This is a genomic window from Catenovulum agarivorans YM01 (assembly GCF_000281085.1).
GTDB classification, from domain to species: Bacteria; Pseudomonadota; Gammaproteobacteria; order Enterobacterales; family Alteromonadaceae; genus Catenovulum; species Catenovulum agarivorans.
On record NZ_JH767533.1, the window covers coordinates 1 to 17,899 of the forward strand.

At 38.7% G+C, this 17,899-nt stretch carries 14 protein-coding genes; 9 read left to right on the forward strand and 5 right to left on the reverse strand.

Features of this window, described 5'->3' with window-relative positions; genetic code table 11:
* From WSC_RS25345 to WSC_RS0115660, 3 genes are all read left to right on the forward strand, one after another.
* The coding region (locus WSC_RS25345; RefSeq protein WP_040394829.1) for a hypothetical protein at positions 1-276 on the forward strand (276 nt) is incomplete at its 5' end.
* Between the two features lie 479 nt (positions 277-755).
* Positions 756-2,165, forward strand: a complete 1,410-nt coding sequence (gene hemN / locus WSC_RS0115655; protein WP_016956890.1) for an oxygen-independent coproporphyrinogen III oxidase — start codon at positions 756-758, stop codon at positions 2,163-2,165.
* A gap of 100 nt (positions 2,166-2,265) precedes the next feature.
* A complete protein-coding gene (locus tag WSC_RS0115660) occupies positions 2,266-3,810 on the forward strand; it encodes a methyl-accepting chemotaxis protein (protein ID WP_016956891.1) in 1,545 nt (514 codons plus the stop codon).
* Here WSC_RS0115660 and recQ read toward each other — a convergent pair whose 3' ends face one another.
* The 4 genes from recQ to WSC_RS0115680 all read right to left on the reverse strand — a co-directional run bounded on the left by recQ (position 3,811) and on the right by WSC_RS0115680 (position 9,543).
* Positions 3,811-5,616 carry a DNA helicase RecQ gene (gene recQ, locus WSC_RS0115665; RefSeq protein WP_016956892.1) on the reverse strand — a complete coding sequence of 602 codons (1,806 nt, stop codon included), beginning with the start codon at positions 5,614-5,616 and terminating at the stop codon, positions 3,811-3,813.
* 130 nt (positions 5,617-5,746) lie between these two features.
* Positions 5,747-6,322, reverse strand: a complete 576-nt coding sequence (locus WSC_RS0115670; RefSeq protein ID WP_016956893.1) for a glutathione peroxidase — start codon at positions 6,320-6,322, stop codon at positions 5,747-5,749.
* 54 nt (positions 6,323-6,376) lie between these two features.
* Positions 6,377-6,832, reverse strand: a complete 456-nt coding sequence (locus WSC_RS0115675; RefSeq protein WP_016956894.1) for a helix-turn-helix domain-containing protein — start codon at positions 6,830-6,832, stop codon at positions 6,377-6,379.
* Positions 6,833-6,843: 11 nt separating this feature from the next.
* The gene (locus WSC_RS0115680) at positions 6,844-9,543 is read right to left on the reverse strand and encodes an ATP-binding protein (RefSeq protein ID WP_016956895.1); all 2,700 of its coding nucleotides are present in this window, start codon (positions 9,541-9,543) and stop codon (positions 6,844-6,846) included.
* A gap of 158 nt (positions 9,544-9,701) precedes the next feature.
* On the opposite strand from WSC_RS0115680, the gene ubiD reads away from it, so the two are divergent.
* The 4 genes from ubiD (at position 9,702) to WSC_RS24325 (ending at position 12,640) form a co-directional block, all read left to right on the forward strand.
* Complete coding sequence (gene ubiD / locus WSC_RS0115685; RefSeq protein ID WP_026016889.1) at positions 9,702-11,168, forward strand: 4-hydroxy-3-polyprenylbenzoate decarboxylase; 1,467 nt, start codon at positions 9,702-9,704, stop codon at positions 11,166-11,168.
* 26 nt (positions 11,169-11,194) lie between these two features.
* Entirely contained in the window at positions 11,195-11,497 is a 303-nt protein-coding gene (locus tag WSC_RS0115690) for a 2Fe-2S iron-sulfur cluster-binding protein (RefSeq protein ID WP_016956897.1), read from the forward strand.
* Positions 11,494-12,195, forward strand: coding sequence for an NAD(P)H-flavin reductase (fre, locus tag WSC_RS0115695; RefSeq protein WP_016956898.1), 702 nt, complete (start codon positions 11,494-11,496; stop codon positions 12,193-12,195). Before WSC_RS0115690 ends, fre begins: the two co-directional genes overlap by 4 nt.
* A gap of 82 nt (positions 12,196-12,277) precedes the next feature.
* Positions 12,278-12,640 carry a hypothetical protein gene (locus tag WSC_RS24325; protein WP_016956899.1) on the forward strand — a complete coding sequence of 121 codons (363 nt, stop codon included), beginning with the start codon at positions 12,278-12,280 and terminating at the stop codon, positions 12,638-12,640.
* 41 nt (positions 12,641-12,681) lie between these two features.
* On the opposite strand, the gene WSC_RS24330 is transcribed toward WSC_RS24325, so the two are convergent.
* A complete protein-coding gene (locus WSC_RS24330; RefSeq protein ID WP_016956900.1) occupies positions 12,682-13,392 on the reverse strand; it encodes a PIG-L family deacetylase in 711 nt (236 codons plus the stop codon).
* A 149-nt stretch (positions 13,393-13,541) separates the two neighbouring features.
* Here WSC_RS24330 and WSC_RS0115710 point away from each other — a divergent pair, with 149 nt between their 5' ends.
* Together WSC_RS0115710 and WSC_RS24335 are read left to right on the forward strand one after the other, a co-directional pair.
* On the forward strand, positions 13,542-15,461 hold the full coding sequence (locus tag WSC_RS0115710) for a hybrid sensor histidine kinase/response regulator (protein WP_016956901.1): 1,920 nt from the start codon (positions 13,542-13,544) through the stop codon (positions 15,459-15,461).
* 122 nt (positions 15,462-15,583) lie between these two features.
* Complete coding sequence (locus WSC_RS24335) at positions 15,584-17,899, forward strand: EAL domain-containing protein (protein WP_016956902.1); 2,316 nt, start codon at positions 15,584-15,586, stop codon at positions 17,897-17,899.

Genomic DNA, 17,899 nt, shown 5'->3' on the forward strand with positions numbered 1-17,899 from the left:
AAATCAGGCCTTGGTTGCCGCTTAGAAATGAGTCCAACTTTATGGGGTCACTTCAATATGGTTGGGCTTTTTTGTATGTGCTTACTAACCTGTTTGCCACCAATGGTATCCCTACCGATTGAAATTTTTCAAACAACATGCCCATTCACCTTTCTGATATTGGTGTTGCTACGTGTTCTGTTACCAGCAATCAAATTTTCTTCGTGGCTGGGAGTTAAAAGCGCTGCTAGTTTGGTGGCAGGGAAGAATTGGGTATTGCTCGAAAAAACGCGGTGAATATATCCATGTACGCTTCGCTTTTTCTTCCCTGAAAAAGAGATTTTTCGATCAACACTCCCATTCACCTTTCAAGCGCTGGTGTTGCGGTTAGAGTCGTTGCTAGTTTGGTAGCTAGGAGAACTAAACCATTGCGATGACAATTGTTGAAGCGACACATAAGTTGAAGGAAGGGATTGGGATTAATAAAGCAGACCGTACAAATCGTGGATGATTTGTCTCGAGCTCCCATGGATGGGTTTACAGCGAGTCTGTGTATTAATCGCAATTCCTGACTGAATGGGAGCACCTTTTTTTAAGCGCTGTTAGTTTTATGGCAGGAGAGGGAAGGTACTATCGTATCTAATTGCTGCTAGTTTAGAGACTGAGAGGATTAAGATATATGGAATATTTGTTGTCCGTAACTTGATCTAGATCACCACCTACCAACCACAAATAACTAATAATAACGCTGAATAATTTAAACAACTGGTGGGCATGTGGAAAACGTCGATAATTGGCAAACAAAAATATCTGTACAGCAAAAACAAAAAATAATGTCGCTAGTAGAGACTTTTAATAGACCATGCCCACGATATACTTCTTACCCTACCGCTAAACAATTTATCCCATTAGAGGGTAGCGAAGAACAAATCAATGAAAGTGAATTGTATGCAGAGTTAGACGGTAACCTAAAGACAGTAAGCTTGTACTTACATATCCCATTCTGCCAACAACTATGCTATTACTGTGGTTGCCACAAATTTATCACGCAGAATAAAGAAAAAGGTCAAACCTATTTAAATTACTTAATTAAAGAAATTGAGCAGCGTGCTCCGAGTTTGCCAGCAGAGGTACAAGTAACTGACATACATTTAGGTGGTGGCACACCAACATTTTTCTCAGATGAACAATTACAAAGCTTAGCAAACGCATTAAAGGCCAATTTTAATATCAGTGATAAATGTGAATGGGCAATAGAATTAGACCCGCGTACGCTTGATTCAACGCGTATCAACAACATTATTGATATAGGATTTAACCGCTTTAGTTTGGGCATTCAAGACTTTAATGACAAAACACAAATTGCGATAAATCGTCAGCAATCATACCAATCAATCGAATCGTTAATATTAGCCATTCGCCAGCGACAAGCAGCTACAACTAACTTTAGTATTAACTTTGATTTGGTTTATGGTTTACCACATCAAAACCAACAAACTTTTATGCAAACGCTAGAAAATGTTGTGAGCTTAAATCCAGACCGTATTGCTATGTTTAACTATGCGCATATGCCGAGCATGTTTCCATCGCAAGCGAAAATAAAACAGGCTGATTTGCCAAATGCACAACTAAAAGTGGCGATATTAATTGACGCAATTAACTATTTAGAGATAAATGGCTATCGTCAAGTCGGTTTAGATCACTTCGTCAAAGCAGATGATAATCTCTATCAGGCACAACAAAATGAAACACTGATTCGAAACTTTCAAGGTTATGCGGCTAGTGCAACGCAAGTCACGTTGGGCTTGGGTGTGTCTGCCATTTCAGACTATTCAGTGGCTATGTTGCAAAACGACAAAAGTTTAAAGTGTTACTACCAAGCGCTAGACCTACAACAAACAGCATTTGCTAAAGTTATATTTAGAAGTAATCAAGATAAACAGAGAGCACTAATAATTGATAATTTATTGTGTCACTTAATGTTGCCAATTCAACAGATACCACAAAGAGATTTTGCAGAAGAGTGGCGACAACTTAGAATATTGGTAAGTCTAGGTTTATTAACGATTGAACGGCATAAAATTGTGTTAACTGAAGTTGGGCAGATATTCATTCGCAATGTTGCACAGGTATTTGACAGTTATAACAAATTGAGTCATGTTAACGGCTTCTCGAATGCAGTATAAACCTGTGGTTATTGGCTCTAATTAATAGTCAGCGAACAGATTGATAACCATAGAGTCATACTGTGGTGAGTTGTAATTTGACACATGACCGGATTTAATAATGAGAAGAAATCAGCACACGATTGACAAAGAAGTACTCGTGCAGGCCAATGAAGAGCTAGTATCTACCACTGATTTAAGAGGGGTTATTACTTACGCAAATGAAGCTTTTATTCGTGTTAGCGGCTTTACGAAAGAAGAACTGATAGGTAAAAACCATAATTTAGTCCGCCATCCGGACATGCCAAAACAGGCTTTTGCCGATATGTGGCAAAAGCTCCAAGCTGGTCGCTCATGGCGAGGTATTGTCAAAAATCGATGTAAACAAGGCGAATACTATTGGGTTGATGCTTTTGTTACCCCCATACAGCAAGGCGGTAAAGTAACTGGATACCAATCGGTAAGAACCCGACCTGAACCAACACATAAACAAAAAGCCCAAACTTTTTATCAATCTTTGCAGCGCGGTGCGGGCAATAAATTTGCCTTTAACTTTAAGCACAAATTAATTGGTGCAGTAGCTTCTAGCTTGCTCCTTTTAGCTTTACTCGCACACTTAGCTTCAACTACCGCTGCTTTATTAACGGCTGGTTTAATTATTTTATTGTTAGGAATTTTTTACCAAGAATTATTTGTAATGCCGAATAAGCTTAACCAATTAAAGTCGAGCAGAGATGATGTAACGCGAGAGATCCTATATGGATCTTCAGACGCAGGTTTACTTGAGCATATTATGGCTTTCGAAAAATCTCGCAACAATACTGTGATTGGTCGGTTTAATGACTTAACTTATACGTTAGATAATGTAGTCAGTGATCTTAAAAACTTAATTGAACAAGCTAACTCAAATACACAAGAGCAAAACTTTCAATTGTCGCAAGTAGCAGCTGCGATGAATGAACTTTCTGCGAGCGCTCAAGAGATAGCGAATAACACAAGTTCGACTGCAAGCACAGTGGGTGATATTCAACGAGATTGTGCCAATGCAGACCAAATTTTAATGGATAATGCAAAAGAAATGCAGCAGTTGTCTGATATGGTACACACTGCGGCGGAATCAGCGGATACGCTCAAGGAGCAAGCGGAAAAAGTTCAGCAAGTGATGGATGAAATTAGTAGTATTGCGGAACAAACCAACTTGTTGGCTTTAAATGCTGCAATTGAATCAGCTCGAGCGGGTGAACATGGTCGTGGTTTTGCAGTTGTTGCGGATGAGGTTAGGGCTTTATCTAGTCGCACACAACATTCTGCAAGTACCATCCAAACTAGCATTCAATCTATGTATCAGACGATAGAAAGTTGGCTAGCGACCATGCATAAAAGTGAACAGCAAGCGTTACATTGTAATGGCAAAGCGGCAGAAGCAAGTCAGTTAGTTGATCATATCACGAAAATGATTGATGAAATTTCTACCTTGTCGATTCAAATTGCAACTGCAGCAACCCAACAAGGCGCTGCATGTGAACAAATTAATGTAAATATTCAAGCTGTAGATGGTTTGTCTTCAGAAAGTTTAACTTTAGTTAGTAAACTTGATGATGATGCGGTTCAGTTGTCCAACACGACTGAATATATTCATAGCATGGCACAAACCTTTAAGGTTTAATTAATCAAAGCGGTTGAGGTAGTTATTTACCTCAGCCAAAAATGCATGACCATACTTTTCTAATTTACGTTTACCAACCCCACTAACCAATAACATCTGCTGTTCAGATGTAGGTTGGACAATACACATATCCACTAAAGTCGCATCATTAAATATAATATAAGGCGGCACATCTTGTTGGTCGGCTATTTGTTTTCTAAGCTGGCGTAAGCGTTCAAACAAACGTTTATCATGGTTAGGTTTAACTTTGCCTTTTTGTTCTTTAGCGATTTCTTTGCTTTGGTTAATTCTTGGTTCAGCTAGTTGCAAAGTCACGTCACCGCGTAAATACGGCCGCGCAAGTTCGGTGAGCTTAAGGTGGGCATTATCTGTAATATCTATGCGTAATAATCCCAAGTGTACCAACTGACGCGCAACACTTATCCAATACTCATGGCTTTTACTTTTACCTATGCCATAAACGGACAATTTATTATGTTCAAGTTCACGCACTCTTTGTGTATTGGCACCGCGCAAAACATCTATCACATAATTAAAGCCAGCATTTTGGCCGATACGGTAAATGCAGGATAAAACCTTTTGTGCATCTACTAAACCATCGTATTTTTTTGGTGGGTCGATACATATGTCGCAGTTACCACAAGCGCTGTTGCGGTTTTCGCCAAAATAATTGAGCAGAACTAAACGACGACAGGTTTCGCTATGTGCTAGTGACAGCATAGAATCGAATTTATGATTTTCTATCTGAGCGCGTTCGAGGTTTTCATTTTGTTCGATTAACCAACGCACGCGGTCAGCATCGGCATATTCGTATAATAAGATGGCTTCGCTGTCTAAGCCATCTCGACCGGCGCGACCTGTTTCTTGATAAAAACTTTCAATTGAGCGTGGAATGTCATAGTGGACAACAAAACGTACATCAGGTTTATTGATACCCATACCAAAAGCTACGGTAGCAACCATAATTTGAATATCATCTTTTAACCAAGCTGTCTGCGCAGTTTCTCTTTGCTCAAAGGTTAAACCTGCATGATAGGCCGCAGCTGCATAATTGTGCCTTTGCAGATATTCAGCTACTTCTTCAACGCGTTTACGTGATGTGCAATACACTATACCTGCTTGTTGTGATTTTTCTTTAACTATGGCTTCAAGCTGATTGAGTGGTCGAAATTTTTCTTGTTGAATGTAACGAATATTCGGCCGATCAAAACTGCCGACATAATGGTGTGGATTGCTTAAGTTAAGCAGACGACTAATATCTTGTTGAGTCGCGTTATCCGCTGTGGCAGTTAATGCAATAAACGGCGTGCGTGGAAAGTAGTTTTTGAGCTGCCCTAGTTGGGCATAGTCGGGCCTAAAATCGTGTCCCCATTGTGAAATACAATGCGCTTCATCTATTGCAACTAAGTTAGGTGGAAACTGTGACAACCTATCTAAAAAAGCTGGCTGCATCAGTTTTTCAGGTGCTACGTATAAAACTTTTATCTGGTGGTGATTAACCTGAGTAAGAATTTCTTCTTGTTGTTGGTAATCTAGAGTTGAGTTTAAATAAGCAGCCGCTACACCTAATGATTCTAATTGCGCAACTTGATCCTGCATTAACGCTATTAACGGCGAAATAACAATGGCATAACCAGCTAAGCTGATAGCCGGAATTTGATAACAGAGAGATTTACCGCTGCCGGTTGGCATTATGGTTAAGCAATCTTGGCCTTGCATAACAGCCTCTACGACTTGCTGTTGGCCGGGACGAAATTCACTGTAACCAAAAACAGTTTGTAATGTGGTTAATGCTGGACTAGACACGAGGGCTCCTAATTTAGCGAGCCGCTATATTAACTTATTTATCTGTTACTCGGGATAACTAAGTTGTGTTTATCCAGATTAAATCCAACTTAGTTATGCTGGGGAGCTGTGGGTCGTTAGGCTCAGCCGTTTACAGAATTTGTTTTATTTTTTCTTCAAGTTCACTATCCAGTGGTTCTGTACGTGAAGAATATACTTCAACAAACTTACCGTTTTTATCAACTAAGTATTTGTAAAAATTCCATTTAGGTGAGGTATCAGCTGCTTCAATTAGTTTTTTATAAAACGGGTTGGCATCACTGCCGCGCACTTCAGATGTTTCCAACATAGTAAAAGTTACACCATAGTTTAGATAACAAACTTCAGCGGTTTTTTCTGCATCATCATGTTCTTGAAAAAAGTTGTCAGACGGAAAGCCGACTATTTCCAACCCTTGCGCTTGGTATTTTTTATACAGGGCTTCTAGCTGTTTAAACTGTGGAGTAAAACCACATTTACTTGCGGTATTGACTACGAGAAGTGTTTTGCCTGTAAACTTATCGCAAAAATTAATCATTTCTTTGCTACGCAGTTTTCGTGCTGAGTAATTAAGTATGTCCGGACAGCTATTGGCACTGGCAATTGTTGGTGTGTCCGCACTAGATACGGGGGCTGTTACGGTTAAAGCTAACATGGTGAACAGCGCTGGCATAATATGTTTGTTCATGTTCTCACTTCCAAAGTTTAAAGAGTTAGGTTTAATGTTTATTAGACCAGAATGTTAGATAAAATATTGCACTGGTACTTCGAAGTATTCGGCAAAAGCCTGCATGTGGCGTAACGTTAATTGCCTTTTACCATTTACCAGCTCAGAGATAATGCTTTGTGGCACTATATGGCTCAAATCTTTTTGCTTGGTATTGTGTTGGCGCATTAACGCTGCCAATTTTTTATTAGCCGTTAAAATGTCCTGACTTTGGGTTTGATAAACTTCAATTTGTTGAATGAGTTTGTCGAGTAACAGTGCTAATAAGGCATTTTGTTCGCAGTCAATTTCACTCAAGCTTTCAAGCAATGTCAGAGCCAAATTTAAGCCTTGTTCATTGTGTATGTTGAGCGCACAAATTTGGATCACATCAAGCAGTTGCTTAGCTTGTTTTGTGTCGAGTTGGATAACTGCATTGTTAGTTAATAAATCAGCTAGCGAAGTTTTATTAAATTCAAACTGTGCATTCATAAATGGTATCTCTATAGTTTGTTTGATAAAACATTCAGTAGGGTAGAATGCAAAACCGATAGCTCAAATGGTTTGGGGACATGCGCCAAAATGCCAGCATCAAAACAAGCTTGTTTGTCTTCTACTGATACATTTGCACTGAGGGCAACGATTGGAACATCTATGCCATTTTCATGCTGGAGTATTTGTTTACTCGCTTGAATGCCATCTAATTCAGGCATTTGAATATCCATTAGTATTAAATCATAAGTACATTGTTTAACAGCATTAACTGCTTGTAAGCCATTTTCAACTAAGGTCAATTCTGCGCCTAACGATTCCATATGAAACGCAATAATTTGTTGGTTAATCTCGTTATCTTCTGCTATTAACACCATAGAGCCATTTAATATTTGTTTTAACTGCTGTTCTAAAGGAATTTTAGGTGGTGGTGTTATTGCTTGTTGCACCGCTGATTTAAATGTTAATTCAAACCAAAATTGGGTGCCAATGCCGGTTTGACTTCTGCACTGTAGTTGCCCGTCCATTAATTCCACTAGGGTTTTACTAATTGCTAAACCTAAGCCCGTGCCACCGTATTTGCGAGTGATACTAGAGTCGGCTTGTGTAAAAGATTTAAAAATATTGTTGACCCTGTTGCCATCAATCCCTATTCCTGTGTCGATTACTTCAAACAAAATTTTATTCGCATTCGTTAAGTCAGTATTTCTGCTGTTGGTAATACGCACAGTCACGCCACCCGTTTCAGTAAACTTGAGTGCGTTACTGCATAAATTAAATAAGACTTGTTGTAATCTATGTTCGTCTCCAACTAACCAATCACTGCCATTGCCTTGGTATTCAACTTTGAATGCGAGATTTTTTAAGTTTGCTTGATTTTCAAATAAGTCTTTAATTTTTGAAGTTAATTTTCTGATGGAAAACGGGCTGATTTCTAATTCGATATTGCCCGTTTCTATTTTTGATACATCCAATATATCGCTTATCAAAGATAATAAAGCCTTAGATGCTTGTTGCATTTTACTCAGCAGGTTATTTTGTTCAGTTGATAATGGTGTTTTAACTAACATGTTGCTTAAACCCAATATTGCGTTAAGCGGTGTTCTGAGCTCATGACTCATATTTGCTAAAAAATAAGTTTTTTGTATGGTTGCTTGTTCGGCTTTAATTTTTTCTCTGTTGAGCTCTCTAGTTTTTAGTTTAACCTGACGCTCAACAAAAGTATGGCTGCTGGTAAGCCACAAAATAAAGGTTTGCAGCATAATGGTTAAAATAACACCAACCACTAATATCAACCAACTTCCCCAATCTTTTTTGGCTATAAATTCAGAGCTACTGGCTCCTATTTGTAAGTGCCACACTTGATCCAGAATGTTGATTTGTTCTAGTTGGAGCAAATCAACATTTTTCTCAGGAAGTTGCTGAAATAACACGACGCCACTGTTAGTCGTTAAATCAACTTTGTAGTCTAAATTAGCCTGTTCATTTAAATATCTTTGCAATAGGTTGGCGATTAGTCTGCTAGAAGGAATAATCAGCACACAGTGCCCAGTTACCACTTGTTTTTCTATGATAGGAGTAAAGATAAAAAATGCAGGTTCAGCACCTTGTTGCTGTTGGAGTAATATGGGGGCGGTGATAGTACTTTTAGCCAATTTTTCAGCGCGTATCAGTGCGTGTGAGCGCAACTGTTCAGAGCCAAGATCTAACCCAAGCATAGTTGTTATAAATGGGCTATCAGGATAAATATAAGTAATTGGATATATATGCGGCAACACTGAATAATCTATGGTTTGGATGAGGAAATTGTCGTGGCTGGTGCGCATTTGTGCTAAAAAGTTTTGTTTATCGCTGCGAGCAAGTTTAGGCATCCATGCCACAGCAAAAATAGCATCATGTTGTAAAATTACTTGCTGTGAAAAATCATCAAACTCTTGTTGGCTAATATGCTTTTGACTAACAAATAAACCAGAATATGCTCGGGCATATGCCTGATAACGGGCTATTTCATTGACTAGGGCTGTTGCGACTTGGTTCGCCTCTTTTAATAAGGCTTGTTGTGGAACTTGACTTTGCTCTGCGCGATTAAATGCAAATACAATAATAACGAGTGCAAGCACCATGATTGAAGGGGTAATGACTTGATAAAGCTTTTTATGTAGTTTTAGTTTATGCCGATAAAGTATAACTAAGGTAATAGGGCCAACGAATAAACTGCCAAGTAAATCACCAACCCACCAGGTAAACCAAGTAAAAGGCACATCGGCTAGATTAATGTAAGAAAAGCTCACTAAACTGAGCGCACCTATACTAGCGGAGACTAAACAGCTTAACGGTCCCGCTTTGAGTAAAAAAATGCGAATACGGCTTATCGATACTAGCCACTCACCATTGCGAATTTGTTTGTTCAGTAATTTATAGCCAAATGCTGCCTGCAACATAGCGCCAGTACCGAGCAACATAGCAAATAACACACTGGCTGATGAGATGCTTTGCACCACGGTTAAATTCGCTAGGGTGGAGCCGATTAAAACACCCGGTAAAATGCCGCGACCCCAAACCAAAACCAATGCAAGCGCTACGCCCGCTGCTGGCCACATAGCACTGGCAAAACCAGGCGGAATTGCCAAAAGCAAACCTAGTTTAGCTGCTAAAAAGTATAATAAGCAGGTTGCAAAATTTAATAATATTAGCCGTTGTGATGTCTGCATGAAGTTGGGGTTGTAGTTGCGCTGTATTGCTTTTAATTATTTACAGTTAAAGCTTATGTCAAAATACTGCAGCTTGCACTGAATTTAGCTAATTTGTTGCAGATAAACTTGTTACAATGTTTATATAGGTTTTGGCTAAATTATCGGTTGCTTTTAATATGCAATATAAAGACTTGCGCGATTTTATAGCGCAACTAGAAGAAAAAAATCAACTTAAACGCATTAAATATCCTGTATCTACTGAGTTAGAAATGACAGAAATTAGTGATAGGGTATTACGAGCGGGCGGTCCAGCTTTATTGTTTGAAAACCCAATCGGATATGATATCCCTGTTTTAGCTAACTTGTTTGGTACACCTGAACGTGTGGCTTTGGGGATGGGACAAGAGTCAGTAGAGGCTTTACGAGAAGTCGGTCAGCTGTTGGCTATGCTTAAAGAGCCAGAACCACCGAAAGGGTTTAAAGATGCTTTGAGCAAATTACCTGTGTACAAACAAGTGCTTAATATGTCTACAAAGGTGATTAAAAAACCAGACTGCCAGCAAATTGTTTTGTCTGGCGATGAGGTTGATTTGACACAATTACCCATTCAGCACTGTTGGCCCGGTGATGTTGCGCCTTTGATTACTTGGGGCTTAACAGTTACTAAAGGTCCAAATAAAAAACGCCAAAATCTAGGGATTTATCGGCAGCAACTATTAGGCAAAAACAAAGTTATCATGCGGTGGTTGTCGCATCGTGGTGGCGCACTTGATTATTTAGAGTGGCAGCAACAACACCCAGACGAACCTTTTCCGGTATCCGTTGCATTAGGGGCTGATCCTGCAACTATTTTAGGTGCGGTTACGCCAGTGCCGGATACTTTATCCGAATACGCATTTGCAGGACTACTGCGTGGTAACAATAGTGAAGTTGCCAATTGTATTTCCAACGATTTACAAGTGCCAGCGAGTGCAGAAATTGTTTTAGAAGGTTATTTACAACCCGGAGAAATGGCCGAAGAAGGTCCGTACGGCGATCACACTGGATATTACAATGAAACTGATATGTTCCCTGTATTTACAGTAACCCATATCACAATGCGTAAAGATCCTATCTATCACAGCACTTATACTGGTCGTCCACCTGATGAACCTGCTGTATTAGGGGTTGCACTAAATGAAGTTTTTGTACCAATTTTACAAAAGCAATTCCCTGAGATTGTTGATTTCTATTTACCGCCTGAAGGGTGCTCGTATCGATTAGCTGTCGTGACCATTAAAAAGCAGTATCCTGGACATGCTAAGCGTGTGATGTTAGGGATTTGGTCGTTTTTACGCCAATTTATGTATACTAAGTTTGTGATTGTCTGTGATGATGATATTAATGCGCGCGACTGGCAAGATGTGATTTGGGCGATAACCACGCGCATGGACCCAACTCGCGATACAACCATGATAGATAATACCCCGATTGACTATCTTGACTTTGCTTCGCCAGTGTCTGGCTTAGGCTCAAAAATGGGTTTAGATGCAACCAATAAATGGCCGGGAGAAACAACTCGGGAATGGGGAACAAAAATAGATATGGATCAAGACGTTAAAGATAAAGTAGACCAAATTTGGTCTGATTTAGGTTTAGATTAAACTAACGTATTGCTTTAGGTAAAACAGTGCAATGTTATTCAGTTAAGTTGGTGTCTGCTACTGGTGAGAGTTCCATCGAGTTTGAAGTGGAGCCACTAGAAACTATAGTCGAAGCTGCGATTCGGCATAACATTGACTTCCCATATCAATGTTTACAAGGCACATGTACTAGCTGTCATTGTAAGTTGTTGTCTGGAAAGGTAAGCTATGGTGATTTACCGTTAATATTTACAGAAGAAGAGCAAGCTATGGGATTGGTTTACGCTTGTATAGCTTACCCGCTGACCAACGTCAGTCTTGCGCTTTTGCACTATCAGGATTATTCATGAGCTTACATCAATGTGAAGTTGTCGAAATTCGTCCGTTAACTGACTTTGTTCAGTCGGTTAAACTCAAGCCTGCGCAACCATTTGATTTTATTGCAGGGCAATATATCGAATTGATATTATCAGAAAGTGATAAAAGAGCATTTTCTATCGCAAGTTCACCTGTTGATAACCAATATATTGAGTTACAAATTGGTGGTTCGGTCCAAGATGACTACACTTCAGCTGCAATTCAGCACTTACACGATAATAAACACGTAATGATAGCAGGTCCGTCCGGCCAGGCTGGATTTAAAGCAAATAAAAATGAGCCAGTTATTTTAATGGCTGGTGGCACTGGTTTTAGTTACGCCCGTTCGATTGCATTGACTTTATTAGCGAATAAATTTGCTGCTCCTGTTTATTTGTATTGGGGTTTACGCAATCAAGCTGCGGCATATGAGCTAGAGTTTTGGCAACGGCAAAATTCACAACTATTTAAGTTTATTCCGGTAATTGAAAACCCTAATGATGATTGGTCAGGTCGTACTGGCAACGTAATTGATGCTGTACTAGCTGATTTTCCATCTTTACAGGATTATCAGCTATATAGTGCGGGTCGTTTTGAGATGGTTGGCAAAGCACGTAAAGCATTTTTAAATCAAGGTTTAAATCAAGACAATATCTTTGCTGATGCATTTGCTTTTATGAAATTAGACTAAATTGTCATTCGATTGACTGTTGAAAAAATGACCAGTTAGGTGCATGCTTAAGTTGTTACCATTTTTTATGGAGGCACTTAGCATGTTACCTCGTTTTATTTACGAACCCCTACCATTTGCACTGTTTGCCTTTTCGCTCTGCAGCTTCATTTTTCAGTTAGAACACTTTTATTTTTGGGCATCTTTATTAATGCTGTTATCTAGCTGGATGTTGGTCAAACGTTCTAACTACAGACGCAAAGACAGGCCTGCAAAACAAACACATAAGCTTCCCGCGTTTGTCTACGAGAGTTTACCGTTTGCTTACATTTTAATCGGTTGTTTTGCTTACATTAGTGGTGTTGATTTAATGGCTTTTGTTGGCTTGTTTGCAATTATTTGTGGCATGGGAATTTTTATTCTCCGTGAAGCCAATCGACACGCTTTTCTATTCAACCATTATTGAATAACCTGAACTCGGGATAATATTAAATTGGCTTGGGTATGTTACCGGCTAACTTGGATAAATTCTTCGTATGGGGTTTGGGCAACAAACTTTTGCCATAGTTGCTGCAAAGCGGGTGGAAATTGGCTTGGGTAACAGGAAAATGCGGCTATTCTTGGCTCGTTTTGCTCGATAAGTTTTATGGTTAAATTTATCAAGTCTGTTGCAACTGGTTTTTGAATGGGTTGTGGATAATTTGCTTGTGTTGCAATCTGTTGTGCTATTGTCGCACGTTTTTCTGATACGACCACTTGCCACAAATGGCTGTTTGCATTCGCTTGAGTTAACCAGAATTTTTTAACTATGTTGGCAATGAAAATATGATCTTTATGCCCAGTTATACCGTCTTCAGCAAAAGTTATTAGTAGCTTGGGTTTAATTTGCTCAAATAACTTTTGGTAGTGGTGTAAAAGCTCTGTTTCGTGTAACTCTAAGTTCCTATCGTCTAATTGCAGAAAATGCACTTGGGCATTTAACTGTTTTGCTGCACAAATACTTTCATCTTCTCTTGCTTTGGCTAATGCTACACCTTTGCGTTTTAACGATGTCCTATCTGTTCCAGCGCCTCCTGAAGTTGCATAAACTATGTGTACTTGCTGTGTTTGGCTGAGTTTAGCTATGCTGCCACTCACCCAAGTTTCATCGTCTGGATGCGCTAACAATACCAGTGTATTCGCTTGGACATTGTGGTTAATAGTGAATAAAACTAGCATAAACAGCAATTGTCGGTATGTTGTTCTGCACATATAAGGAAAGCAAATATATTTGTTTAGTCTAAATTTAGTATAGGCTAAAAAATGACAGCTAAGTACTTTCGTCTATACTGAAATCAGTCATCTAAAACAAGGAACTAAGAAGATATATGCCAGACACTAACTCTGATAATGGAAAGATCAGCAAGCATCATTTAAATTTGTTGACGCAATCTGAGCCAATGGCTTTTTATGTTAAGTTTTTAGATACAGGACGTGTTGAATGGTCTGCGCAAATGTTTCAACTTTTTCAATTAAAGGATACTAAGCCGCTCAGTTTTACTGGTGAGTTAAAATGTATCCATCCACAAGATCAAAGTAAATTTGTTGAAGCTTACAAACGTGCTATCAATGATAAAGTCAATTTTCACGTCAGTTATCGGTTGGTCATTGGTGGTGAAACCATTAAAGTAAAACACCAAGCAGCATATGTGAGCAAATCTTCAGGCGATGAGTTACATGGTTTATTGCAAATTCAACCCGCGGAACAAGCAAATTCTCAGCAAAATTTAATTACTGGTATCATCGAAAATATTGCCGAGCCGATTATTGCGATCAGTAAAAACGGTGCTGTGCAATTTATTAATAAAGCGGCTGAAAAATGTTTTGGTTATAGTAAAGAGCAAATTATCGGTAAAAATGTCGCTATATTTATGCCAGACGAAATAGCTCATCATCATAACGATTTTATCCATAGGTACTTAAATACAGGCCATACTTATGTAATCAATGCAGAGCGAGAGTTAAGCGCAGTGCGGAAAAACGGCGAAACCTTTGCAATGCGTTTGTCTGTGTCTGTTGTGCCTAATGTTCAAACATTGGATGAAAATGACATAGCTTTTGTTGGTTTAGTGCAAGATCTGACTGCGGTTAAAATTGCAGAGTCGCTTGCGCATAAAAACACTCGCCTTGATGCTTTATCGCATTTAGCCGGTGGTATAGCACATGATGTAAACAATATTCTCAATGTCATTTCAGGTCATTTGGAAATTTTACAAATAAAAAAAGCAGATGACGAGTCGGTAGTTAAACGAACTCAATCGGCGTTAAAAGGTGTAGAGCGTGGACGGCAACTGACCAATAGGCTGTCGCGCATGTCGCGAATTGATGAACGTGATGCTGAGCCTGTGAATCTCTCTTTGTTGATTAGAGAGCATATCGAATTACTAAAAGACATAGCGAAAGGACAAGTACAAATTGAGTTTGATTTGCAGGAAGATTTGCGTTGGGTCAATATCGACCCACACCATCTATTGGATTCTTTAATTAATTTATGTATCAATGCTAATGACGCTATGCCTGACGGCGGGCTGATTCAAGTATCTGCACATAATGTCTATTTAGATGCCGACAAAGTATTTGCTACAGAGTTAGTACCTGGTGAGCATGTATGTTTGTCTATTAAAGACACTGGGGTCGGTATGGATGAGCAGACCAAACAGAATATTTTTCAGCCTTTTTATACCACAAAAGGTAAAAAAGGTAGTGGATTGGGCTTAAGCTTAGCATATAATTTTGTGAAAAGTTGCAGGGGCTATATTAATGTAGAATCTCAACTAGGGCGGGGAAGTTGTTTTAATATTTATTTCCCTGTTATAGATTATAAACAAACCAATTCAAATGAACCCAAAGTAGCTAAGGCGGTCAATATGGATTTTGAACAATCATTCCGAGGAAAACGTGTACTTGTTGTAGACGACGAAAAACCGATATTACAGTTATTATCTGAATTTTTGAAAATTTACGGGTTAGAGGTCGAAACAGCTGATTCAGGCGAATCTGGATTAGTGCTGGCAAAAAATCAAGACTTCGACATTATTCTCAGTGATTTGGTAATGCCTGGACAGCTAGATGGCGCTCAATTCGCAGGTGAAGTACTTAAACAAAAACCCCAATCAACCATTATTTTTATGAGTGGTTATACAGATAATCGTTTGAGTGATAAACAAGAACTTGCAGATATCCCAATCATTAATAAACCTTTTAGGAAAAAAGAGTTACTCAATCAAATGCATCAAATGTTGCACTAATCTTTGAGAGTAATTTTTATTTGTGAACTATACTCAAAATTCACTTAGGTAAATGGTTTAGCGATAATTAGAATCAATAAGAGCTTACCGCAAAAATAATCTGAATAAGGAAGGGTTTAGGAATGCGTCAGGTATTGCTTATAGATGATGACGAATTGTTTGCTGAATATGTGCGTGACGCTGCTGAAATGGCACATGCCGCAATCACAGTTGTCGACAATGGTTATGATGTTAAATCTCAAACTGTTGGTGACTATGACGTCGTCATTCTTGATTTAACTGTACCTGGCCCTGACGGTATTCAGCTGCTGCGATTTTTAAAAGAGCAGAGTTATCTAGGTTTAGTTGTTATTGCTTCTGGCTGTGATCGTTCTGTGATTAATTCAGCCCATCAATTAGGTGAAAATTATGGGCTAAATATGTCTCGCCCTTTATCTAAACCTTTTTCTTTAGACGATTTATTAACGCTGTTACGTGGTGAAGATACCGGCACAGTAGCACCAGGTTTAGCTTTGGTTGAAACCCGACCAAACCTGTCTCAAGATAGTAGTTTGTTACCTGAGCTGAGATTGGCGATTGAAAACAAACAAATTCAAGTTTTTTATCAACCAAGGTTTTCATTAAAAACTAAAAAATTGATCGGTGTTGAATCATTGGCTAGATGGACTTTATCTGATGGCCAACAAATACCTCCGACCGTTTTTATCAAATTGGCTGAAGACAATGATTTAATTGAACCTTTAACTAAGTGTTTAGTAGAAAAGATATTTCCACAAATTAATGAGTGGAACAGTAAAGGATTGTTGTTACATGTATCCTTTAATTATTCTGCTAGGGCTTTGCACGAGTTGAACTTTCCTGATTATTTAAGTGATTTAGCGGAGCAGCATGGTGTTTTACCTCAGCATGTGATTGTTGAGTTGACCGAGAGTGCGCTGGCGGATGATATTTCTATTTTAATGGAAATACTTACGCGCATTCGTATGAAAGGATTTAGTTTATCTATTGATGATTTTGGAACAGGTTATTCGTCTGTTCAGCAGTTGCAGACTTTGCCTTTTAATGAGCTTAAGATAGATAAGAGTTTTGTATCGAACTTTCAAGCACGAGTGCAATCCCGAACTATTATTGAATCTACAGTTGAAATGGCACATAAACTTGGAATTCGAGTGGTCGCTGAGGGGATTGAAGACCAAGATGCTATCGACTATTTGCAACAGGTTGGCTGTGATGAAGGACAAGGTTTTTATTACGCCAAACCTATGCCTGCCGATGAATTTAATAAATGGACAAAAACGAATCCGAGTTATTTAACCGATAAACCTAACCAAACGACCGATGGTTGTTTTACCATAGTTGCCCTAGATGATGATTTAGACTTTATTGAAATTTTAACCGACATACTGTCAGATGAATTTAATTTTATTCCATTTACTAATGCAAAATTGTTTTTAGACGAGTTTGCTAAGATAGATGCGGATATAGTGTTGCTTGATGTCAATATGCCGTATAAAAATGGATACGAAATTTGCCAAAACATTAAAGAAACGTCGAAAAAAGACTTTTCAGTCTTGTTTATCTCCGGAGCTGACAACAAAGAACAAAGGTTAAAAGCCTTTGCGGCAGGTGGAGATGATTTTATCGCCAAACCTATCGCATATGGTGAACTCCTTGCTAAATTGCGCACGATGCGACGCTACCAAGAGAGTAAAAATAATTTAACAGTTCAAGAAGAAATGGCGCGTAATATGGCTTTTCAGTCTATGACTGAAGCTTCACAATACGGTGCTATTTTGCGATTTTTTAAAGACACTTTTACTTGTACGTCGCAAAGCCAACTTATCAAAATGTTTTTTGGTTTAATGGATAACTTGCAGTTATCTGCGTGTATTCAATTTCGTTCGGCGCGGACTAAAGCTAGTTTTCGTGGGGTGGAGCAATTATGTAGTCCTATCGAAGATAATTTATTTGAAATGTTGTTTGATGCTGGTCGCCTTTACCATTTTAAAAGCCGGACTATGGTAAATGATAAACATGTCTCTGTGTTAATTAAAAACATGCCATTAGAAGATGAGGTAACCTACGGCCGCTATAATGATCTATTGGCTGCGCTTATCGAAGGCCTTGAAAGTAAGTGGGTGGAAATTCTGCATGCTGAATCTACCGAAGTTTTGATTAAAAATATTGAGATTATTTTGTTTTCACTTAGTGATAAATTTTCTGCGTTTGAAAAACAAACCCACCAAATTATTGATATGTTGATTCTAGATGTTAGATCTTCATTACACGTACTTGATTTGAGTGAAGAGCAAGAGAATTATCTAATTAAACTGATTGAAAATGGTATCGAACGTGTGATGGAATTAGGTGACACAGGGCGAGAAATTGAAGTGGAAATCAAGGAAGTAGTAGACGGCTTTAAGCGAGCCTATGAATAA

What these genes read in the sequence shown, in the direction of transcription:
- WSC_RS0115660 (WP_016956891.1), top strand. Translation starts at nt 2,266, where the DNA reads ATGAGAAGAAATCAGCACACGATTGACAAAGAAGTACTCGTGCAGGCC.
- WSC_RS0115670 (WP_016956893.1), bottom strand. Translation starts at nt 6,322, where the DNA reads ATGAACAAACATATTATGCCAGCGCTGTTCACCATGTTAGCTTTAACC.
- WSC_RS0115675 (WP_016956894.1), bottom strand. Translation starts at nt 6,832, where the DNA reads ATGAATGCACAGTTTGAATTTAATAAAACTTCGCTAGCTGATTTATTA.
- WSC_RS0115680 (WP_016956895.1), bottom strand. Translation starts at nt 9,543, where the DNA reads ATGCAGACATCACAACGGCTAATATTATTAAATTTTGCAACCTGCTTA.
- ubiD (WP_026016889.1), top strand. Translation starts at nt 9,702, where the DNA reads ATGCAATATAAAGACTTGCGCGATTTTATAGCGCAACTAGAAGAAAAA.
- fre (WP_016956898.1), top strand. Translation starts at nt 11,494, where the DNA reads ATGAGCTTACATCAATGTGAAGTTGTCGAAATTCGTCCGTTAACTGAC.
- WSC_RS24325 (WP_016956899.1), top strand. Translation starts at nt 12,278, where the DNA reads ATGTTACCTCGTTTTATTTACGAACCCCTACCATTTGCACTGTTTGCC.
- WSC_RS24330 (WP_016956900.1), bottom strand. Translation starts at nt 13,392, where the DNA reads ATGCTAGTTTTATTCACTATTAACCACAATGTCCAAGCGAATACACTG.
- WSC_RS0115710 (WP_016956901.1), top strand. Translation starts at nt 13,542, where the DNA reads ATGCCAGACACTAACTCTGATAATGGAAAGATCAGCAAGCATCATTTA.
- WSC_RS24335 (WP_016956902.1), top strand. Translation starts at nt 15,584, where the DNA reads ATGCGTCAGGTATTGCTTATAGATGATGACGAATTGTTTGCTGAATAT.